The sequence below is a fragment of the Acinetobacter sp. SFB genome, from assembly GCF_001647545.1.
Classification (GTDB): Bacteria; Pseudomonadota; Gammaproteobacteria; order Pseudomonadales; family Moraxellaceae; genus Acinetobacter.
In genome coordinates this window covers 116,059-138,819 of record NZ_LSZH01000012.1, presented here as the reverse complement: position 1 = coordinate 138,819, position 22,761 = coordinate 116,059, and the positions used below count along the sequence as shown (strand labels likewise).

The 22,761-nt window shown below is 40.4% G+C and carries 19 protein-coding genes; 6 read left to right on the top strand and 13 right to left on the bottom strand.

Annotated elements, in window-relative coordinates:
* Positions 1–96: 96 nt before the first annotated feature.
* Positions 97–1,164, top strand: a complete 1,068-nt coding sequence (alr, locus tag AY606_RS07995; protein ID WP_067866902.1) for an alanine racemase — start codon at positions 97–99, stop codon at positions 1,162–1,164.
* Positions 1,165–1,218: 54 nt separating this feature from the next.
* Here alr and AY606_RS07990 read toward each other — a convergent pair whose 3' ends face one another.
* From AY606_RS07990 to AY606_RS07975, 4 genes are read right to left on the bottom strand one after another with little or no spacing between them, the layout of a single operon-like run.
* Positions 1,219–1,959 (bottom strand): proteasome-type protease, encoded by a 741-nt coding sequence (locus AY606_RS07990; protein WP_067866900.1) that lies wholly within the window; start codon positions 1,957–1,959, stop codon positions 1,219–1,221.
* Between the two features lie 26 nt (positions 1,960–1,985).
* Positions 1,986–2,765, bottom strand: a complete 780-nt coding sequence (locus AY606_RS07985) for a transglutaminase family protein (protein WP_067866899.1) — start codon at positions 2,763–2,765, stop codon at positions 1,986–1,988.
* Positions 2,762–3,364 (bottom strand): alpha-E domain-containing protein, encoded by a 603-nt coding sequence (locus AY606_RS07980; protein ID WP_067866896.1) that lies wholly within the window; start codon positions 3,362–3,364, stop codon positions 2,762–2,764. The genes AY606_RS07985 and AY606_RS07980 overlap by 4 nt, the downstream gene beginning before the upstream one ends.
* A 24-nt stretch (positions 3,365–3,388) precedes the next feature.
* Positions 3,389–4,942 carry a circularly permuted type 2 ATP-grasp protein gene (locus AY606_RS07975; protein WP_067866895.1) on the bottom strand — a complete coding sequence of 518 codons (1,554 nt, stop codon included), beginning with the start codon at positions 4,940–4,942 and terminating at the stop codon, positions 3,389–3,391.
* A 245-nt stretch (positions 4,943–5,187) separates the two neighbouring features.
* Here AY606_RS07975 and AY606_RS07970 point away from each other — a divergent pair, with 245 nt between their 5' ends.
* Both AY606_RS07970 and AY606_RS07965 read left to right on the top strand, forming a co-directional pair.
* On the top strand, positions 5,188–6,186 hold the full coding sequence (locus tag AY606_RS07970; RefSeq protein ID WP_067866893.1) for a helix-turn-helix transcriptional regulator: 999 nt from the start codon (positions 5,188–5,190) through the stop codon (positions 6,184–6,186).
* Between the two features lie 567 nt (positions 6,187–6,753).
* Positions 6,754–8,424: an FMN-binding glutamate synthase family protein gene (locus AY606_RS07965; protein ID WP_067866891.1), complete on the top strand. Its 1,671-nt coding sequence runs from the start codon at positions 6,754–6,756 to the stop codon at positions 8,422–8,424.
* Positions 8,425–8,816: 392 nt separating this feature from the next.
* Here the strand turns inward: AY606_RS07965 and AY606_RS07960 are convergent, their stop codons facing one another.
* From AY606_RS07960 to AY606_RS07945, 4 genes are read right to left on the bottom strand one after another with little or no spacing between them, the layout of a single operon-like run.
* On the bottom strand, positions 8,817–9,860 hold the full coding sequence (locus AY606_RS07960) for an alpha/beta hydrolase (RefSeq protein ID WP_067866889.1): 1,044 nt from the start codon (positions 9,858–9,860) through the stop codon (positions 8,817–8,819).
* Positions 9,860–10,987 carry a YdcF family protein gene (locus AY606_RS07955; RefSeq protein ID WP_067866887.1) on the bottom strand — a complete coding sequence of 376 codons (1,128 nt, stop codon included), beginning with the start codon at positions 10,985–10,987 and terminating at the stop codon, positions 9,860–9,862. The genes AY606_RS07960 and AY606_RS07955 overlap by 1 nt, the downstream gene beginning before the upstream one ends.
* Positions 10,988–10,994: 7 nt before the next feature.
* On the bottom strand, positions 10,995–12,029 hold the full coding sequence (murB, locus tag AY606_RS07950) for a UDP-N-acetylmuramate dehydrogenase (protein WP_067866885.1): 1,035 nt from the start codon (positions 12,027–12,029) through the stop codon (positions 10,995–10,997).
* 12 nt (positions 12,030–12,041) lie between these two features.
* Complete coding sequence (locus AY606_RS07945; protein ID WP_067866883.1) at positions 12,042–12,566, bottom strand: low molecular weight protein-tyrosine-phosphatase; 525 nt, start codon at positions 12,564–12,566, stop codon at positions 12,042–12,044.
* A gap of 116 nt (positions 12,567–12,682) precedes the next feature.
* On the opposite strand from AY606_RS07945, the gene AY606_RS07940 reads away from it, so the two are divergent.
* Positions 12,683–13,843 carry an iron-containing alcohol dehydrogenase gene (locus AY606_RS07940; RefSeq protein WP_067866881.1) on the top strand — a complete coding sequence of 387 codons (1,161 nt, stop codon included), beginning with the start codon at positions 12,683–12,685 and terminating at the stop codon, positions 13,841–13,843.
* Positions 13,844–14,025: 182 nt separating this feature from the next.
* On the top strand, positions 14,026–14,463 hold the full coding sequence (locus AY606_RS07935) for an acyl-CoA thioesterase (RefSeq protein ID WP_067866879.1): 438 nt from the start codon (positions 14,026–14,028) through the stop codon (positions 14,461–14,463).
* Between the two features lie 2 nt (positions 14,464–14,465).
* On the opposite strand, the gene dnaX is transcribed toward AY606_RS07935, so the two are convergent.
* The 5 genes from dnaX to AY606_RS07910 form a co-directional block, all read right to left on the bottom strand.
* Positions 14,466–16,547: a DNA polymerase III subunit gamma/tau gene (dnaX, locus tag AY606_RS07930; protein ID WP_067866876.1), complete on the bottom strand. Its 2,082-nt coding sequence runs from the start codon at positions 16,545–16,547 to the stop codon at positions 14,466–14,468.
* Between the two features lie 135 nt (positions 16,548–16,682).
* Positions 16,683–17,144: a copper resistance protein NlpE N-terminal domain-containing protein gene (locus AY606_RS07925; RefSeq protein ID WP_067866874.1), complete on the bottom strand. Its 462-nt coding sequence runs from the start codon at positions 17,142–17,144 to the stop codon at positions 16,683–16,685.
* 103 nt (positions 17,145–17,247) lie between these two features.
* Positions 17,248–18,498, bottom strand: coding sequence for a serine hydrolase domain-containing protein (locus tag AY606_RS07920; RefSeq protein ID WP_067866872.1), 1,251 nt, complete (start codon positions 18,496–18,498; stop codon positions 17,248–17,250).
* A gap of 83 nt (positions 18,499–18,581) precedes the next feature.
* Complete coding sequence (locus AY606_RS07915; protein WP_067866870.1) at positions 18,582–19,436, bottom strand: MaoC family dehydratase; 855 nt, start codon at positions 19,434–19,436, stop codon at positions 18,582–18,584.
* Positions 19,437–19,600: 164 nt separating this feature from the next.
* The gene (locus AY606_RS07910; RefSeq protein ID WP_067866868.1) at positions 19,601–20,992 is read right to left on the bottom strand and encodes a 3-oxoacyl-ACP reductase; all 1,392 of its coding nucleotides are present in this window, start codon (positions 20,990–20,992) and stop codon (positions 19,601–19,603) included.
* A gap of 241 nt (positions 20,993–21,233) precedes the next feature.
* Here AY606_RS07910 and AY606_RS07905 point away from each other — a divergent pair, with 241 nt between their 5' ends.
* Positions 21,234–22,751: an acetyl-CoA C-acetyltransferase gene (locus AY606_RS07905; RefSeq protein WP_067866866.1), complete on the top strand. Its 1,518-nt coding sequence runs from the start codon at positions 21,234–21,236 to the stop codon at positions 22,749–22,751.
* Positions 22,752–22,761 lie beyond the last annotated feature (10 nt).

Sequence of the window (22,761 nt, the reverse complement as noted above, 5' to 3'; positions counted from 1 at the left end):
GATCATAAGCATATCCACAATATTCTGATCGTAGCTTATAAGTAATTTTATTCAAATTGCTATAATGTTTCATTGTAACCCCAAGGAGTAACTAGGGTGCGCCAAGCAACAGTTTATATTGACAGAGAAGCGCTGCAATATAATTTAAACCGTGTTAAACAACTTGTACCAACTGCTCAAATTGTAAGTATGGTTAAAGCCGATGCTTACGGACATGGAGTCAAAGACTGTTTAGCAGCCTTAAGTGGAACGGATGCCTTTGGTGTCGCCTGCCTTGAAGAAGCACTGGAAATTCGTGAACTCGGTTATCAACAACCGATTACGCTTATCGAAGGTATTTTCTCTGAAGATGAAATGCGGATTGTGGTTGAAAATAACATTGAATGTGTCGTACATCACCAGCAACAACTTGACTGGTTGCGAACCTATAAAAATGCTTATATCGGTAAAAGTTTAAAAGTTTGGGTCAAACTCAATAGCGGTATGAACCGTCTGGGTTTTAAATTAGCAGAAATTATTGAAGTCATTAACTCACTTAAAGCCGAGGGTTTTACTTGTGTTTTAGCGATGCACTTTGCCAATGCTGATGCAGAAAATCATCCCTTAAATGAACAGCAAAAAAATCAGTTCATTCAAGTCAAAGAAGCTTGTGCACCAATCATGGGTTCTTGCTGTAATTCGGCAGCCATTTATAAATGGCCTGAACTGAATTTTGATTTTGTGCGTCCCGGGATCATGCTGTATGGTGCATCTCCATTTGCAGATAGATCAGCACATGATCTTGACCTGAAACCTGTCATGACTTTTACTGCTCAAATCATTGCTTTAAACCATATTCAAGCCAGTGAATCTGTGGGTTATGGTTCGACCTTTACTGCAGAAAAAGAAATGGATTTGGCCATTGTTTCAATTGGTTATGGTGATGGTTATCCGCGCGCCTTTTCTAAGCAAAACTATGTGGCAATTAATGGGCAACAAACACGCGTCATTGGTCGTGTTGCCATGGATATGATTGCCATTGATGTCACTGGTTTAGATGTAAAAATTGGTACTGAAGTTGAACTATGGGGTAAAAACCGCTTAGTCGATGATGTGGCTGAAGCCTATGGTACGATTGGTTATGAACTCTTGTGCCGCCTCAGTGCCCGTCCAATAAGAAAGTAAATTTCTATAATGTATAAAAAACCCAAGTTTGTGCTTGGGTTTTTTTAACGATGTTTAATCTAGATAATCATCTGTTGGAATAGGCAGTTTCTGTAAGCCACGGCGTAAAGTGTCTGACCACTGTTTACTCAGTTGCCTAAAATATGGATCTTCTTCATAAATACGTTTGCCATTAGGAACGTGTAATGAATTTTTTTTATAAACAATCGTGTCTAACGGCATCCCCACTGAAACATTGGAACGTAAAGTAGAATCGAATGAGATCAAACTACAGCGTACCGCCTCATCTAAGGGCATTTCATAACTTAATGCCCGATCTAATATCGGTTTGCCGTACTTACTTTCCCCAATTTGAAAATAAGGTGTATCTTCTGTTGCGCAAATAAAATTACCTTGCGGATAAATATTATAAAGTTGCATTTCTGAACCTTTAATCTGCCCACCGAGCAGAAGACTACAATAATAATTACTCTGGTCGTGAGCATGCGTTTCTTGCGTAACATCTGCAATGACTTTTCTTAATATTTGACCCACCAGCTCAGCCATTTCAAACATAGTATTGACACTATATAAGTTGGGTTCTTGGCCAAGTTCCAAATGATTATTCAAATGACCAATAACCGCTTGAGTTGTTGCTAAATTTCCAGAGGTTTGGATGGTGATAAATCGTTCGCCCTCGACGCCGAAGGTATAGAGTTTACGAAATACCGAAATATGATCTACACCCGCATTAGTGCGCGTATCACTAACAAAGACCAAACCATCTTTTAAACGTAGCGCGCAACAATAAGTCATGAGAGCTCCTTATGACTTTTAAAGTTTCAGCAAGCGAGCACTTGAACTATAGAGTTCATCGACTCAATACCACCGCGCTCTCTTATGCCTCTTACTGGTGCAACATCCCAATAATCTCGACCAATTGCCACATAGATATGAGCATTAGGCACAAATAACTGGTTGCTGGTATCAAAACAATACCACGTATTTTCAAAAAATACTTCTGCCCAAGCATGACTTGCAAGGTGAGATGTATTCGGTACAAATAAGTAACCGGACACATAGCGTGCAGGTATGCCTAAATGCTTACACATCGCAATAAACACATGGCTATGATCCTGACATACACCCTCGCGACATTGGAAGGCATCAATCGCAGAGGTTTGTACAGAGGTTCGATCAGGCATATACGGAATATGATTGAGTATTGCTTCAGACAAAAGCATTAAGCTGGCTCGACTCACTCGAGGAACATAGCATTCTGCAAAACTTTTCATTTCTGCATTACAGAGGGTACTTGGCGTAGGCTGTAAAAATAATTTTGGATTGATGGCAATATCAATCCCAAATTGGGTATTCGGATTCATCTCTACGATACCTTGCGCCATAATAGTCATTTGACGGTAAGGCTGGCGCTGCGAACTGGTGATCCAGACATTATTAAAAGCATCAGATTTTATTTGTTTCTCCCCCGGTACACTCACATTCCAAGAATGTACTTGCTGATGCAGATTCGTGGTTGGCGTCATCTTAATATATTGAATGCTGTTGCGCGCTTGATCAGTATACTGGTAATGAGTTTGGTGATTAATCATCAGTTTCATACATCCACCTCAAATAGATTTTGAATGTGGTCACTGAACTGATAAAAATTCATACTGTCCGGTTTTAACTTAAGTTGCTGCCATGCACTATCCAGTCGATCCCAGCCCATCTGATTTAATAAATCTACAGTTTTATCAATATTTTCTAGTGTCATCGTTCGATCTTGTTTCAGACGTAACTGGCGATCTAACTGCTCTATATTTTGCCCCAAACTAAAAAATAGAAAGATAAACTCAGATTCTGCTTCTAAGATATCCTGACATTCTCCAGCAACATCACAAATATAGGCCGTATTTTCAGTGGCATTTTTAATGAGCTGATTGAGTTCTGCATACGCTTTTGCAGAAAATATGCCGCGTAAATCCTGTACATTATCTTTGGCATGCTGGAATTGCTTGTTAAAAGATGAAGGTTGGTCTGCATCAAGTAATAAAGTATTCAGCGAGCTTGCATCAAAAGCGGGTAAGCAAAATGCATGCGCATATTGCAATGCGTCTTGGTTATTATGAAATGGAAATTGACTACACAAATATTGAATACGCGTTAAGTATCGACCTAACCAAAAAATATGTTGAGCATTACTATTTAATAAAATCATGACTTCTTTCCCATGGTTAGATGTTTAAGAATGAAGATTATCGACCACCCATGTGTCTTTAACTCCACCACCTTGTGAAGAATTCACTACTAAAGATCCTGCCTGCATGGCCACTCGTGTCAAACCACCGGGAACAATCTCTGTCCGATAAGGCGAACTGAGTACAAACGGACGTAAATCGATATGACGCTCAGCCACTCCAAAATCGGTCAGGGTTGGACAAACTGATAAATCTAAAGTCGGCTGTGCAATATATAGATTCGGTGCAGCAATAATTTTGTCTCTAAATGAATCAATTTGACTTTTTGAGGATTGCGGACCAATCAACATGCCATATCCACCCGACCCTTGGGCTTCTTTCACCACCAATTGCTCTAAGTTAGATAAAACATAATCTAGGTCTTGAGCTTCGCGACATTGATAAGTCGGTACATTTTTTAAGATTGCTTGTTCACCCAAGTAAAAATGAATCATTTTATCGACATATGGATAGATAGATTTATCATCCGCTACCCCAGTACCAGGTGCATTTGCAATCACCACATTGTGCCGTAAATAGGCTGACATTAAGCCGGCCACCCCTAAAGTACTATCAGGCATAAAACATAATGGATCTAGATATGCATCATCTACTCGACGATAAATTACATCAACCTGCTGTCTTCCACGGATAGTTTTCACATAAACCTTATCGTTTTCTACAAAAAGATCACGTGATGTCACTAAAGGCACATCCATTTCCCTTGCCAGAAAAGAATGCTCATAATATGCGCTGTTATAGCGTCCCGGTGTTAACACCACAATAAATGGCTTATCAACATTAGCATTTTCAGCCAAGACTTCTTTAAGTAATTGCGGATATTGTTCAATGCCTAGAATGTTGTTTTGCTGGCATAAATCCGGCATGAGTTTTTGACTGATTTTTCGACTTTCCAGCATATAAGACACCCCTGACGGTGTTCTTAAATTATCTTCCAGTACATAAAATTCGCCATGACGGTCGCGAATAATATCAACTCCGCTAATTTGGCTATATATTTTACCTTTTAAGTCATGTGCATACATATGCGGCTGGTAGGCATCATGTGTCAGCACTTGTAGTTCAGGCACAATATTGGCTTTTAAAATATCTTGTTGGTGGTAAATATCGTGTAAGAATAAATTCAGCGCGCGAACCCTTTGCGAACAACCGAGAGCGACTTTATTCCATTGTTTTTTTTCAATCACCCGCGGAATCAGATCATAAGGAATAGTTCGTTCAATCCCTTCCGATTCACCATAAACGGTAAAATTGATGCCTTCATACAAAAAATGATCTTTTGCTATCTGGTTTAGTGAGTTTAATTCATCAATACTGTGCTGTGATAACCAATGTTCTATTTTGCTGCAGGTTTCCCCTGACATGCTTTGATCATCCGTCATTTCATTAAAAAAATGAGATTTGAACTGCTGAAATATACCGCCTGTTTTTGAATGGTTTTTATATTCTCCTATAGAAGAATGAATATTTGTTCCTACCGTAAGAGTAAAACTTTCAGCCGTTAAAGTTAAATCTGGCCAATCTTTTTCTTTAAGCATACAACCCTCTTAATTGTTATATATTTTGAATTAAATAAAGCAACAAATATGCCAATACAAGAACCTTTTATCGCTTTGTATATTTATTCAGCAAAGCGAATGCGATTCAATGGCAGTTTCTTTCAACCCTGTTTCAAAATATAGATGAGCTTAATAGAAGGACTTGCGAAAAATATTCAAGTTTTTTTATTGTGTTCAGCATGCAATGGAGATATAAACAAGCAACTCGATTTTTAATTTAAGTTATGTCCTCACAAGAAAAAGAAACCTCAAACAGCCTATACCGACAATGGCAAATTTTATCTCGTCTTTCTACCGGGAAGTGGATGGGTACCCGAGAGTTACAAGAAATTTTGCAACGTGAAGGTATTGATATCAGCTTACGCACCATTCAACGCGACTTGAATCAGATCTCGCTGCGATTCCCCATTGAAAGCAGTAAAACGGTGCCTCAGGGCTGGCGTTGGCGCTCAGATGCTCCTATTCAAAGCTTGCCGCATATGACCAGTTCTCAAGCGGTGACCTTTATGATGGTCGAAGAACATTTAAAACATTTGCTTCCACCTAGCCTAATTGAGGAAATGAATCCGTGGTTTGATCTGGCACGTCGTAGCCTATCGACCCAAAACAATGTACGTCAATGGATTAATCGGGTGCGTATTGTTCCGGCCACTCAACCCTTAATTCCCCCTGTAGTTGATAAAATGGCACAACAAGCCATTTATGAAGGGTTGCTGCAAGACAAACAACTGGAATGTGTTTATCAGGGGCGTAGCCACTTAAGTGAAGAAAAAAATTATATTTTGAATCCATTAGCTTTGGTTCAAAAAGGGGCAATTATATATTTAATCTGTACCCGTCATGATAAAACTGATATTCAGACCTTTGCCCTGCACCGTTTTAAATCAGCCATTGTTTTAAATTCACGTGCAATGCATCCGGTTAACTTTGATATTGATGCCTATATCGATTCTGGCGCATTAGGTTTTAGAGTGGATTATAGTAAGTCGACTGAAAATATTGCTTTGAAACTCATTATGTCCGAAGAAGATGCGCATTATTTTGATGAAAGCCAACTCAGTAAAGACCAGACCATACATAAACTGGACGATGGTTTAGCCCAGGTGACTGCAACCGTGCCTTTTACCTCACAACTGGCATGGTGGTTAAGAAGTTTTGGTCATAAAATTCAGCATATTGAGCCGATTGAAGTGTCGAATGCGGTACGTCAAATTACTGATTAAATAAAATAACTGAAATAAAAAAGTCCCAAGCATTGGGACTGGAGAATATTTATATTTGGATCTATTTTTATTGTCGTACTATGGGCTTCAAAAACATCAAGCTTTCTTTTTTCACCCCGCTACAAAGCTTGCTAAGGACTGATTTTATAAATGGAGAAAAAACATTGCGCTTTAGCACGCCAAATCTCCGCTATTATATCGAATTGATTTCATCGTCATATGAATTACCTCGGTTGCTAACGTAAAACCAATGTAATGCATAATTACATTGTTGAGAAATCATAAGATCAGAAACTTTATGCTGAATTTATATTAAGCATTTATTCTGCATTTCTATTAGGCGGACTTCATAATCAAAAGTCTTACATTTTATCCAAATCAAATATTGTTTAAGAGCAGCATTAGCTTTCATCCTAATAATGCGGCAATAAAATAATTTTTTATGATCAATGTGACATGCGGCTCGATATACTGAGCCATATTATGAGTTTTACAAATCAGAACTTGTTGATAGCTGCTAAACTAGGCACATTTAAGTGATTCATAATTTTATGGAAAACAATTAGAATGCCAGGTCCAGTTCAAGCCGTTAGACATAAATTTTTAAATACATTTTTCTCTCGTTATTCAGTGTGGTTGAGTTTTGTTTTTATTGCCCTGACCATTACGTGGTTTCGACTAAATTATGCACCACATTATATTTATTATTTTATTTCCGATACTTTACTGAATTCCTTATGGTTAATATCAGGCGTACTGAGTTTAGTCGGCTTATACGATATCCTGCAGAATAAACATTCAATCCTAAAAAACTATCCAATCATGGGGCATTTCCGCTTTATTTTTGAAGATTTTCGTCCTGAAATTCGCCAGTATTTTATTGAAGCCGATCAAGATGCCCTGCCATTTTCACGCATGCAACGCAGTCTGGTTTATCAACGCTCAAAGAATGAAAATGCCGATAAACCCTTCGGTTCTATTATTGATGTCTATCAGCAAGATTATCGCTTTATTACCCATTCCATTACCCCATGTAAGCCTGCCCATCCTGACAGCTTTCGTATTCAGATCGGTAATGATCAATGTCAGCAGCCTTATAGTGCTTCCATTATGAATATTTCCGCCATGAGTTTTGGCAGTATGAGTGCCAATGCAATCCGAGCTTTAAATTTGGGGGCGAAAATGGGCAATTTTTCTCATGATACCGGTGAAGGCAGTATTAGCCCTTATCATCTGGAAAATGGTGGCGATATTGTCTGGGAACTGGGTAGTGGTTATTTTGGCTGCCGTACTTTAGATGGAGACTTTGATCCGGAAAAATTTACCCGACAAGCCCTGCTACCGCAAGTCAAAATGATTGAAATTAAATTATCGCAAGGGGCAAAACCCGGACATGGCGGTATTTTGCCTAAAAGCAAGATTTCAGAAGAAATTGCCCAAATTCGTGGTATCAGTCGTGAGCATGACTGTGTCTCTCCTTCTAAACATTCAGCCTTTAATACACCAATTGAAATGATGCATTTCATTCAACAGTTGCGTGAGTTATCAGGCGGAAAACCGGTTGGCTTCAAGCTGTGTATTGGTCAGCCCTGGCAATTTATGAGTATTGTTAAAGCCATGCTGGAAACTAAAATTATTCCAGACTTTATTGTGGTGGATGGTTCTGAAGGTGGCACGGGGGCAGCGCCGATTGAACTGATTGACCACGTAGGTACGCCTTTACGAGAAGGCTTGCTGTTTGTGCATAATACGTTGGTTGGTGCAGGTTTACGCAATCAAATTAAAGTTGGTGCAAGTGGTAAAATTATCAGTGCTTTTGATATTTCCAGTACCATGGCAATTGGTGCAGACTGGGTCAATTCAGCACGTGGATTTATGTTCGCGGTCGGCTGTATTCAAGCGCAGAGTTGTCATACCAATCAATGTCCGGTGGGTGTTACAACTCAGGACAAAGAGCGACAAAAAGCCCTGCATGTTCCTACCAAAGCCATACGTGTATTAAATTTCCATAAAAATACCATGCTGGCTTTGTCTGAAATGATTGCTGCGGCCGGACTAAAACATCCAGCGGATATTAAGGCTCACCATCTCGCGCAGCGCATCAATGACCGGGAAATCAAGAATTATGCGCAATTACACTTTTGGTTAAAAGAAGGTGAGTTACTCAGCTGTGAAGATAAAGATGATGAAAATTTTTACTTCCGGATGTGGAATTTAGCTCATGCAGAGAAATTTTAACCCTGCTTTGAGTAATAGATTTGCTGAGATTTAGCAAAAAAAGCTTATGACGACTAATCGCGATTGGTCATTATAAGCTTTTCAACCCACTCTTTATTATTCTGCTCATTCACAAAGAAGTCTTACTATTTTTAAATCTAATATCTGAAGCTCATTTTTTTCTTTGTTTCGCCAAAAGAACAAAAATATGTGTCATCCGCAAAACCTATTCAATTTCTGCATTTAAAATAACTTTTTTGCACAAACAGTTGAGTTAAAATATCGCACAGGTTGCGGATGATCTGTATATGTATCAGACCCTATGTGGAATTTAAAAAGAAAAACCAGTTCATGATTTAACTGACTTATCTTGGCTCATACGACCTTTTCTGATTCAGTCATTCTCATGAAGTTTAATAATAGCCATCTGAACTTTGTGCATGTAAAAATGCTGGAATCAGACCCGTCAATGCAGCCCGAATATCCGCGCGTTCATTAATTAACTGATGCGATCCCTCTTCAAGCATCAATAAGGTTTGTAGCCGAAACTTGCGACGAATAAACTCAATGTTATAACGCCAGTCCACGGTCTGATCTTGCGCACCTTGCGCCAACCATACAGGAATACGACAGGCAGGACGTGCTTCCATCTCTTGCATCCATTTGGACATGGCCAGAATCCAGTCCATACCCATCATACGCGGCTGCAAAGGATCCTTTAAACGTACAAAGCGCAGGAACTCGGGATTGTGGTTATTGCGTCTAAAATGACGTGGCACTTGACGCTTGATGCGGCGAATAATGCCTAAACCTACAGAATTATGCCACCAAGCCGATTTCGCCGGTCGAATCAGTGGAGAAAGCAATAACACACGCTCCACATATGGGTTTTCACGGCGCTCCGCAAACGCGAGCAAATGATGCAGCAAAATGGCCCCACCGGTACTCTGGCCAATGCCCAACCATGGTTTGGGTAATTGACTGGCATTTTTAACGTAGTGATAAACAGCATGCAAAACCTGCTGATAATGATCAAAGTTCTTAATGTTCGCAGGTGAACCATCACTTAAACCATGACCGGGTAAATCATAAGTGATGACACTAAAACCCTGTTCTAGTAATTCGCGAATAATCGGCTGATAAATCCCGCTATGTTCCAGATAGCCATGCAATAAAAACACCGTTCCGCGTATTTTATTAAAAGCAAGATTGGCTAAATTAGGTTGGAATACCTGTACATGCAATTTAAACAAAGGCATTTGCACATAGCCTTGCCAATGCTCACACTCCAGTAAATGCAAACCATATAATTTACGATAAGCCTGTATCTCCACTGAAGGTTGATAAGGCTTATTCAGGTTTAAGGCTTCAAGCAATTGGGGTGTGGTTTCTCGACTCGGAATCGGCAAATCCAGCTGTTTTAAAATACTGGGATTTAAAAATGGGCTATCTGGCATTAAGGCACCTCCCGACAATCACTGGGACCAAACCAGACATCACGAATGGTAGCTAATATTTCATAATTGGCACGGCGGCTATGATCATAATTTCGTTCACTTGGACGCCAGTGTGTCAGATGCGTTGGCATTGGTGCTTCAACTGGCACAGTTTCAATACCATTTAATGCAAATAAACGACGCGTACGCGGCATATGATAACGATCTGTGATTAATATCACCCTCGGTGCTCCACCCTTTTTTTGCAATAACAACGAGCTAAAACGCGAGTTTTCGCAGGTATTCATGCTTCGGTCTTCCAGCAATTTCGCATTGACCTCATGTTCTTTCAACCAGCGTTGCATATACGGTGCTTCTACACCACTCAGTACGATTGGAAGTTTATATTCTTTTTCGATCGCTAAAGTTTTTTCCAAACGCAGCCGTGTGTAGTCATTCACCACAATATCTTTGCCATTTTTATCCAATGTGAGTCCACCGCCTAAGACCACAATGGCATAAGGTTTTGAACTTTGCAGCTGAGGTTGCTCATTCTGTTCGTGAATTAATGCAATATCCTGGTAAATGGTTTCATCGACAGGTTCTTGAGCAATTTGTTCCTGTTCAATCTTATGCGTGCGAAGAAATTCTACATATTTTTCCATTAACGCTTTATTTTCAGTACTGTTCAAGTCCAACAAATCTTTAACGGTTTGAGCGGGATCTTCTTGTGCTATCCCGTCATCTACGGGTTTTGCAAGCAACGGAATACGTGGTTTTTCCTGAGCATCATTTTCCTGCTGTTGCGCCTCCTCAATCATGTGTTGCAAGGCTTTATAGCGTGCCTGAATCACAGTCAGATTCTGCGAATTGTGGCTTTGGATCGCTTCTTCCATCAGCTTTAAATAGGCTTGTCGGGCTATCCATAACTTAGAACCCGGCTCCAGATTCTCATGTTCGCTCAATGCAGCCATTTGTTGACTTTTCGCAGCCACTTGATTGACTTCAACAGGAACAAAACTGTTCAGGGCTTTTACCACCCAGCCTGAATAAAATGGCGAATAAATCAAAACCATGAAACAGCCGAAAAGAACAAATAACACCGATGCTATTTGTACCAATCGAACCATCCAATGCGATTTCGCCATAATTTTCTTATTCCCTATGTGAACGAATTAAACCAGTTTCATCAAACAGTACCGGCTCAGGTTCCAATAAAATGTTAAATTTTTGCTGCACATCCTGTTGTACCGCATAATAAGTGGCTTTCACATCCGCCAAAGTCGCCTGGTCGTAATTCACCAAAACCAAGGCCTGTTTATGAAACATCCCCACCATACCTAACTGCTTACCTTTCCAACCCGATTGATCAATCAACCAGCCTGCTGCAATTTTAACGCCACCTTTAGCTTGAGGGTAATGAGGTAAATTCGGAAATGATAGTGCTAAATGGTCATAAAACTGTGCTGAAACAATCGGATTTTTAAAGAAACTTCCCACATTGGGATATTCTTTTGGATCTGGCAACTTGCTTTGACGAATTTGAATCACTTGTTTTTGCAAGTTTTCAGCTGTTTGTTCATCGCCTACCGCTTGCTTAAGATCCCCATAATTCAACATTAAATTCGCCTGCTTATGCAACTTAAAAGTCACATGAGTAATCACAAAACGATTCGGATCATCTTTAAAAATACTATGCCGATATGAAAAATCACAGTCTGAAGCCAGAATAAGGCGGAATTGCTCTAACTGGCGATCATAAACATGAACCGATTCAATAAATTCGCCTGCTTCAACCCCATAGGCCCCAATATTTTGTACTGGGGAAGCACCGACTAAACCTGGAATGAGAGCCAGATTTTGCAAACCGTATAAATTTTGCGCTGTGGTCCATAAAACAAAGTCATGCCAGATTTGTCCTGCACCCACGCGAATAGTCTTGCAGTATTCATCTTCAGCAAGATGTTCAATACCCTGAATATCTATATGCAGCACCAGTGCATGAATATGTTCGGGCAATAACATATTGCTGCCACCAGACAGAATCAGGACATTTAACTGTTGCTGCTTGGCATAATTTAACGCATCCACCAATTCTTGTTGCGATTGGACTTTAATATAATGTGATGCAGTCGCATCAAGACTTAAGGTATTAAAAGGCTTAAGTTGAATTTGAGTTTGAATATTCATGTGCTTAAACCTTTATTTCACATCGATCTGTTGTTTGGACTGTTGTCTAAAAATATTGACCCACGCCAGACTACTCGACTCACATTGATCCAATATCCGCTCAAAACCGTCTACCCCACCATAATACGGGTCTGGTAAAGCTTGTTTTAGGTAAGTTTGATCATATTCACTCATCAATGCAATTTTTGCCCGAATCTGAGCCGCTCCATATTTTATATGTGCTTGATCTAAAAGAGCTTGAATATTCGATAAATTTTCATGATCCATTGCCAAAATCAGATCAAATTCAATGAAATCCTGGAGCTTTAATTGGCGTGCACGCAAGGCTGATAAATCATAGCCACGCTTTAAAGCATGCTTCTGACTACGCTCATCCGGCGCTTTTCCGGGGTGGTAATTACTGGTTCCGGCTGAATCAATCACAATATTGAGCTGATGTTCATCACAAAAATGTCTAAGCACCACTTCTGCCGTGGGAGAACGACAAATATTTCCTAAACACACACATAACACCTTATATGGCGTTTTGGATGACATAACAACCTCGACAACTACTTTATTTTCAGGTGTCTTATGGTAAGTTATTTATGGGATGAATCCTATAGAACGCTAAAACAATAATCTTGAAATTGATATCAAAAAGGAAGCAATAGATGAGCCATTTTCAATTCCAGACCGTCTCGAATATTATTTCAGGGCTTGGCTCGATCTATGAGTTAAAGCAATTGTTGCAACAGCAATCTTATAAAAAGCTGTTGCTGGTCACCGATCCCGGCATGATTCAGCAGCAACTTCATTTACCGATTATTGAAATTTTTGAAACCATTCAACTGGATTATGTCATTTATTCTAGCGTTCAGGCTGATCCACCAGAACATATTGTGCTAGATGCTGTTCAATTCGCCAAGAATGAAAAAATCGATATCGTGTTAGGTTTTGGTGGTGGAAGTTCTTTAGATGTCGCAAAGGTCATCGCCATTTTGGCACATCCGGCACAACAACAAACATTGCAAGATTTATATGGCATCAATAATGCTAAAAATCCACGACTGCCATTATTTTTAGTTCCCACCACGGCAGGTACCGGTTCTGAAGTCACCCCCATTTCTATTGTCACTACAGGTGAAACCACAAAAACAGGTATTGTGTCTCCGGTTTTATTTGCAGATGTCGCCATTTTAGATGCTACTTTTACTCAAAACTTGCCTACACATATCACTGCTGCAACGGGGATAGATGCAATGGTGCACGCCATTGAAGCTTATACTTCCAAAATAAAAAAGAATCCTTATGCTGATATGCTGGCCAAACAAGCATTACGCTTACTCAATAACAATTTAAGCCTGGTCTTGGCAGATGGACAGAACTTAGAAGCACGTCAAAATATGCTGGTCGGTTCAATGCTTGCCGGTCAAGCCTTTGCTAATGCTCCAGTCGCTGCGGTACATGCATTGGCTTATCCTTTAGGTGGACATTTCCATATTTCCCACGGTCATAGCAATGCTTTGGTCTTGACCGAAGTTTTAAAGTTTAATGCGCCCAATGCCAAGCCGCTCTATGCTGAGTTGATGTGTTGGCTGGATCCAAAAAGTACCGGCAGCACGGATGGTTTATGCGATTTATTTATTGACCATATGCAAAATCATCTCGATAAAAGCGGTTTGATTTTAAAACTGAAAGATTTAAATGTTGCGCAAAATAAGCTTGAGCAATTAGCCAATGATGCCATGTTGCAAACCCGACTTTTACAAAATAATCCGCGTGAACTGCAGTTGCAGGATGCGCAACAGATTTATCAAGCGATTTATGCATAGTTCTATTGATCTTAATATTATATTTAATTAACTTTTTATTGGTCCGAAAAAAGTGTATCAATAAAAAACAATATCGCAAGGTCATTTAATTCTGTGTAAATGACCTTGCTTTTACCGGCTTGCACTCATTTATTTTTAACAGTACAACTGAATCTAAATGACCTATAGAAAATAAAATTACAATGAAGCAAATACCCAAACAACGTGCTGATTTCTCATACTTCTTACCTATTCAAACACGATGGTCAGATAATGATATCTATGGTCACGTCAATAATGTCATGTATTACAGTTATTTTGATACCGCAGCCAATGCCTTGCTGATTGAAAAGGCAGACTTCGATATTCGATCTTCCCCCATCATTGGACTGGTCGTCGATTCAGCCTGCAGTTTTTTTCAGGAACTTTCTTATCCTGAAATTATTGAGGTGGGTGTGGTGATTTCCAAACTTGGCAATTCATCCTTGCAATATGATTTAGCGATTTTTAAAGCATGTGAGGATTTCGCCTCTGCTCAAGGTCATTTCGTGCATGTCTTTGTAGATCGCCAGACACGAAAAAGCACCCCGATTCCAAGTGAAATGCGGGATGCTTTATCGCAATACTGTATCAATAAATAAACTTATTTAAGCTGGATATTCTGTATTTCACCATCGAAATTTTGCAGAATATCCTTCACCGCGGCTTCTGCATGAAGGAGCTCTGAGGCACGTGCATAGGCTCTCTGTTTACGTTCATTCTGCATTTTATATGGTGTAGTTGTTTCAACTTCAGCATATTTGACCTGAAAATGGGTATTCGGCCATTCAGTTTTTAAGGCTTGTTCTAAGCTGTGTTGTAACTGATTTAACAACTGTTCATATTGCGGTGGAATATGAAATAACGATTCGCCATCAACTTGACCCGTCATTACCCCCTGTTGTGCCAATTCCTGCACCGCGGGTGATAATGCACTATTTCTAAACCAGTATTCCCACTTATCTACTGTCCAATCCCCTTCAAGCTCTTGAGGGCTTAGTCTTAAGATATCTTGTGGCATTAAGCCTGAATCTTGTGTGGATACAGTTTTAACCGCTACTTTAGTTTCTTCAAGAGTTGGCTCAGTGATAACTTTGGCTGGTACAGCTTCAGCGTGTACAGACTCAATCGGCATCTGCTGATGGCTTAAGAATAGATCTTCCGCTTGTTCCACCCCTGTAATGCTATCTTGAGGCTTTGCAGTTTCAGTATCGAAAGCATCATTTAACGGTGCGATTTCATCAAACAGAAAATCATCACTGCTCGCTTCTATCTGATCAATGCTATCTGGCATGACATTGATATCATTATTAGATTCATCTAAATCAAATAAGGCATCTTCTGAGGTTGGATCAAAGACAATTTGATCTGGATGTACTGGGGAATTCGGTGCGGCAACCTCAAGTATGGGTTCATCCAGAAAATCATCCGAAGATAGTTCTGGATTCTGTGAACTTAACTGTGATTGAATTTCTGCAACTGGCTCAGCTTGTGCTTGATATTCATCCACTTGTGGCTGCATATTTTGTACAGATGCTTGAACAGCAATTTGTGCTGCTGGTGGCTGAACCTGTGCCGCAGATACCAAGACTTCATTCGGTTGCAATGGACGGAACGCAAGTAAGCGTAACACGCACATTTCAAAACCTTGTTCTTGGGTCACGGCAAGTTGTAAATCCGAACGACCTTTACAAGCGACTTGATAATACAACTGTAAATCTTGTGCTGAAATCAGCTGCGATAATTGCATGATTTTCTTATTAATTTCAGCACTATATTTCAGGCTTAAATCTGGTAAATATTGCAGTAAAGCCAGTTCATGCAAAGTTGAAATTAACTGATCTAAAACTAACGAAACATCTAAAGCTTGCTGTCTAAATTGCATCAACAATTCACTGACACGTTGCTTTTGATTTTGATGAATGGCTAGAACCAGATCATAAATAATGGTTCGGTCAATCAAGCCCAGCATCTCTTTAACATCTTGATGCTGAATTTCACCCTGACCATAGGCAATGGCTTGGTCGGTTAAAGACAGTGCATCACGGAGTGATCCCTGTGCAGATTCAGCAATTTGCCAGATTGCATCCTGTTCTGCATGAATCTCTTCTTTCTGTAAAATATGAGTCAAATGTTCAGTAATTTCATCCACAGCCAATGGACGCAAAGTAAACTGCAAACAGCGGGAAATAACGGTAATCGGAAGCTTTTGTGGATCGGTGGTCGCAAAAAGGAATTTGACGTGTTCAGGCGGTTCTTCTAAAGTTTTCAATAACGCATTAAATGAGTGCGTAGACAGCATATGCACTTCATCGATGAGGTAAACCTTAAAACGACCTTGTGTTGGTGCATATGGAACGTTATCGAGCAGTTCACGTGTATCTTCAACTTTAGTACGTGATGCCGCATCAATTTCAATCAAATCGATAAAACGGCCTTCATTGACCGCTGTACAGGTTGCGCATACTTCACATGGCGTAGAAGTTACACCCGTTTCACAGTTCAAGCACTTTGCCAAAATACGCGCAATCGTCGTTTTACCTACGCCACGTGTGCCAGTAAATAAATACGCATGGTGTAAACGACCACGTTCTAAGGCACTGGTGAGTGCTCGTGACACATGGTTTTGTCCAACCAATTCAATAAAATTACGTGGACGATATTTACGCGCAAGTACTTGATACATGTATGCTCCTTTTTACAGGTCTAAGCATACTGTTTTTTTGGTCAAGAGTGAATGAACAATCTGCAAAAGCATTCAATCAAATGCGAGATAAGTAGAACTATTTTTTAGATTTTGCAAACGCTTAAACAAAATGGATTAAACATTCTTTTCTAAAATGAAATCATCTTCAGCATTAAAAATATTCCCGGTCTGATCTTGCAAGATTTCAAGCAATTGCTGATCTAAATCCACATAAATTAAATTGCGAGTCTTGACCTGTATTAATTCAAGTTTACTCTGCTCAGGATTACTAAACCGGAAATGTCCTGCATAGATTTCCCGCTTATCATTTCCACTTAAACTTTCACGTTTTAAAGTATAGCTCTTGTCCTGATTGAGCACTAAATCTACAGCCATACCCAGACATTCCTCACAACGAGAAATACAACCCATGCATGGTGTGGTGCCCTGATATTCTCCAACCCATTTCGCAAGCGTAACTTTTTGCTCGGAAACCTGATCAACTTGCTTATTATTTTCAATATTTGACCGGGTAGAATCCTGACAACCCAACAAAACAGAAGAAGCAATTAGCGGAATAAGAAGCGGCTTTTTCATCAGGACAACCCAATGTAGAGATTTTGGTGTGGGGAAAATATCACACTTTTACCGAATTTACGCCTTCAGAATATTCGCTTACATTTCTAAAATGAGCTATCTTTTAAAACCAGCCCTTCCGCCCATTTAATACGGCATCAGCACAACGTAAGGTTTCTTGGGTTAAACCCCACAGACGATAATCACCCGTGAGCGAACCTGTAGCAAAATTATGGGTATAGGCGAAACTTAGATTACGCTCCGGATCACACCACGCACCGGATCCATTAAAACCCATATGCCCAAACCCTTTTGATGATTTCCCTAAAGTTAAAACTCGGTGATAACCCAAACGCCAATGCATCGGTAGCGGCATAATACGGTCACGCTGGGTATATTGAACTGTGCTCAAATCTTTAAAGATACCGGAGCAAATCAATTGCTGACCGTTCCATTCACCACCATTGGCAAGCATGGCATACATTTTTGCCAGACTATTCGCAGTGAAAACTCCATTTGCAGCAGGAATCACCGCTTTTAAACCTTCATCACTAAAGAAACTAAATTTTTTCATCCCTTTGGGAATCATGGCATCCTGGAAATCTTGAGGGTTTTGTCCTGACCATCCAATTGCCTTTTCAAATGCTGACGCTTTCTTTTGTTTCGGTTTTGCTTGTAATGAAGGCTTAGGATCTATTTTTAATTTCACCAACGGTCTTGCAACCCTTGCTAATTCTGATTCAGTAACGCCAAAGTACGCTCCATCTAGTTGCAGTGGCTGAACAAGATACTGCAGCATTAAATCTGACAAAGATTTTCCTGTCGCCTTTTCAAGCACACCACCTACCAGCCAGCCAAAAGTTAAGGGTTGATAAGCTGCACCAGTGCCCAGTTCAAAACGGGGTTTGACTTTTGCAATCACGTCCAGCATATGATACCAGTCAGCCATTTCAGAGGCCGTTTCAATCTGATTACGAATGTCATATAAGCCACTTTGGTGACTCAATATATGCCTTAAAGTGATTTTCGCTTTACCATTCTGTGCAAATTCAGGCCAATACTGTGCCACAGGCGTGTCGTAATTTAAGAAACCTTCGCTCACTAAAATATGAGCCAGTGTCGAAAGTACCCCTTTACCGGTGGAATAGCACACGGACAACGTATCGGATTGCCAGTTTTCAGTTGCCGATTTTTTACCGGTGTAAATATCCACGACTTTCTGTCCTTGGAAATAAACGACCAAAGCCGCCCCACCTTGTTCAGCACGTGCATCCTGCATACGGCTAAATTGTTTGGCGAGGTCTTGAAAACGCTCATCGACATGACCCTGATAATGATTGCGATTGGCGAAGATATATTGTTTTAATTTATTCATTAAACCGTGCTTTCCCTAACACTCGCTATTTACCTAAAGCTTAAAACAAAAAGCCTAAATCATGAATGACTTAGGCTTTGCTTTTATAGCACTTTAATACTACCCGAGACATGCGGCTTTTGATTCTTGCTATTTCGAATCAGGAATTCAATATTCTTACCTTCATTTGCGGTTAAAAACTCCACTTTAGAGGGTAAGTACATCGGCAACTTAAACCATACATCCGCTTCATAGCTGTCTGGAAGCGTCAAGCTTGCAAGTGCTTTGGCTTTGCTCCACATGCCGTGGGCAATGGCTTGTTTAAAACCAAAGGCTTTTGCGGTAATGGCATGAATATGAATCAGGTTGAAATCACCCGAAGTTAAAGCATAACGGCGACCGGTATTTTCCGATACATTCCACTCTGCTTGCATCTCATATGCAGGTGCTTTTGATTCAGCCACTTTAGCTGCAACTTTGCCATTGGTTTTTTGGCGTGCAAGATAAGTGGTTGTCCCTTCCATCACCACGTCATTACCTACTTTTGCAGTGGTAACAAAGTCAAACTGGACACCTTTGTCATGTGGCTGTAATTCGCCAAACTTGCAAGACAACGTCAGCTGTTCATTTACCCCAACTTTACGGGTTTGCTTAATCTGGTTACGAATATGCACCAAACCTAAAATTGCAAATGGAAACGCTTCTTGCGTCATCATGTGCATTTGCAGGCTTTGAGACAATACCGCTAAATAAATTGCAGGAATATAACCATTATTTTTAAAGCCACAGACTTCGTTGTAAGCTTTGAGATGTTTTTGATCGACCTTAAATGAATCCACCACATATTCAACTTGCGGTAGCACTTTTTCACCCTTCGGCTTTTTAAAAATCAAGCCTTTAATCACTTTCGGATAGGCTAAATAAGGTTTTGGAAGTTGACTAAAATGGCGAGTATTCATTCTGGACCTTTGGAAGTTTTTATTTCAATATTTTGAAAGCTCCTTCTCCTTCAGGGAGAAGGTTGGGATGAGGGGGTGAATTCCATCCCATTTATAATACAAATAATCTTACCTCTCCCTAGCCCTCTCCTTAAAGGAGAGGGAGAATTCAAGGCTTTTGAGGATTAAGCACCCAACAAGCTTTGACCACACACACGAACGACATTGCCATTTAAACCTGTAGAAGCAGAGGATGCAAATAATGCAATGGTTTCGGCAACATCGACAGGTAAACCGCCTTGACTCATCGAGTTCATACGACGGCCTGCTTCACGAATCGCAAATGGAATCGCAGCAGTCATTTGCGTTTCAATGAATCCAGGTGCAACGGCGTTAATGGTTATGCCATTTTTCAATATTGGCGCGGTAAACTTCACTACACCAATGACACCTGCTTTAGATGCTGCATAGTTGGTTTGACCTAAATTACCTGCGATACCTGAGATAGAAGATACACACACAATACGACCATTTGTATTGAAGCCGTCATTTTCAAGAAGGTAATCATTGACACGCTCAATTGCAGACAAGTTAATGTTAATCACAAGATCCCAAAGCTCAGGCTTCATGTTTGCCAAAGTTTTGTCACGGGTAATCCCGGCATTATGCACGATAATATCCAGACCGCCTTGGGCTGCAGCCGCGGCTTTAATTTTTTCCCCTGCATCGCTTGCGGTAATATCAATGGCTAAAGTCGAACCACCAATTTCAGCCGCAACACGATCAAGGTCTACCTGTTGTTGCGGAACGTCCAAGCAAATCACATGCGCGCCATCACGTGACAAGACATGTGCAATTGCTTCACCGATACCACGGCTTGCACCTGTGACAACAGCTGTTTTACCTGCCAATGGTTTTGCCCAGTCGACATCTACCATTTCAGCTTTAGAAACACGGATCACCTGACCTGACACATAAGCAGAACGTGGAGACAAGGCAAAACGAACTGTAGATTCTAAATTCCCTTCAGCACCTTCATCTACATAGACAAGTTGAGCAGCAATCCCTTTTTTGAATTCCTTACCCACAGATTTTACAAAACCTTCAAGTGCACGTTGTGCAATGGCTTGTTTTACTGTTTTTGCAGTTTCAGGTGTGATGCCGACAACCACTACACGACCAGAGGTCTGGATTTGACGTGCAATCGGATGAAAGAAGTTATAGAGCTCATTGAGTTGTTCAGAATTTTGAATCCCAGATGCATCAAAGATCACAGCTTTAAACTTAGATTCTTTGTCGCCTTCATTGAAGGCATTCAGGCTTAAACCTGTTTTTGCGGCAGCTTGTTGTAAGTCAGTATTGTTACCTGCATAGCTGTTGGCATGAATGTTTGCGAGAACTTGCGCAATTGAACCGGATAAAGTTGAAGATGGCGCAGCACCAAATAAAACTGCCCCCTTAACCACGGGAGTTGCCGACTCAAAACGCTCTAAAGAAATCGGGGATGGCAAACCTAAATTTTTGATGACAAATTTACCAATAGGAGATTTTGCGAATGTTTGATATTGGTCAGTCATGTTTATTATCTCTCATACAAATTAATTTTTTGATGGATTAAAGATATCCTTTTAACTTCAATATGATGTCTAGAGTCTTATATTTCAATACATCCATCAGTTTCGTTAGAATCATACTTCAGTTAAACCATGGATGTCTTGACCTGAATGCTTTGTGTAATGTCATTGCAGTCAATTCAGCTGTTTTTAGATTGTGTTAATGTACCCCCCAAGAATACTGTAAAATGCTTGGAAAAGCCTTATGAGCAAGTCAACTCAAGAAAATCCAACAGTTGAAAATTCTGCTACGGAAACTGTGTCAAATACATCAAAAAGTACCGCGCGTACCACTAAAAGCTCTGGCACTGCCCCTAAGTCAGCAAACACTGCCACCAAGACGACTCGCACTCGTTCAACCTCGCCAAGAAATAAAAGTACTGCTTCAAATGCAAAAAAATCTGAATCTACCACTCAAACTGCTGTTCCACAGGATAAATCCATGAGTCAAAACACTGTTCGCCGCGTTGCTATTATTGGTGGTAACCGTATTCCTTTCGCTCGTTCAAACGGCGCTTATTTTACTGCCTCCAACTCAGACATGTTTACAGCAGTATTAAATGGCCTGGTTGAGCGTTTTAGCTTGCAAGGTCAACGCCTAGGGGAAGTCGTTGCAGGCGCAGTTTTAAAACACAGTCGTGACTTTAACATGACTCGTGAATGTGTGTTAAACACTGAACTTGCTCCAGAAACACCTGCTTACGATATTCAGCAAGCATGTGGTACCGGCTTACAAGCTGCGTTCTTGGTTGCCAACAAAATTGCCCTGGGCCAAATTGAAGTCGGTATTGCAGGCGGTGTAGATACTACCTCTGATGCACCGATCGCGTTCGGTGACGGTTTACGTAAAGCTTTACTTGAATTAAACATTGCAAAAACGGCTAAAGATCGTTTAAAAGCGCTAACTAAAATCAATCTGAAAGATTTAATGGATGCACCTAAAAATGGTGAACCCCGTACAGGTCTTTCTATGGGTGACCATCAAGCGATCACTGCCCTTGAATGGGGTATTTCTCGTGAAGCGCAAGACGAACTTGCTGCATCTTCACACCAAAAAATGGCAGCTGCATATGAAGAAGGTTTCTTCGACGACCTGATCACACCATTTCTAGGTTTAGAACGTGACAATAATTTGCGTCCTGATTCAACTGCAGAAAAATTAGCCAAATTAAAGCCAGCTTTTGGTAAAGGTGATGCACGTACCATGACTGCGGGTAACTCTACTCCACTCACTGACGGTGCATCTTGTGTACTTTTAGCTTCTGAAGAATGGGCTAAAGCAAATGGACACGAAGTTCTTGCTTATTTAACCTTCCAAGAAACTGCTGCGGTAGATTTTGTAGAGAAAAAAGAAGGCTTATTGATGGCACCGGCTTATGCAGTTCCACGTATGCTTGAGCGCGCCGGTATCACTTTACAAGATTTCGACTACTACGAAATTCACGAAGCTTTTGCATCACAAGTCCTTTCTACATTGAAAGCTTGGGAAGATCCAAAATTCTGTAAAGAACGTTTAGGCTTGGATGCACCACTTGGTTCAATCGACCGCTCTAAACTCAATGTTAAAGGTTCATCTTTAGCGGCAGGTCATCCATTTGCAGCAACAGGTGGTCGTATTATTGCCACTGCAGCAAAACTGCTTAACCAGAAAGGTTCAGGTCGTGTGCTTGTTTCGATCTGTGCTGCGGGTGGTCAAGGTGTAACAGCGATTATTGAAAAATAAGCCAACGGCT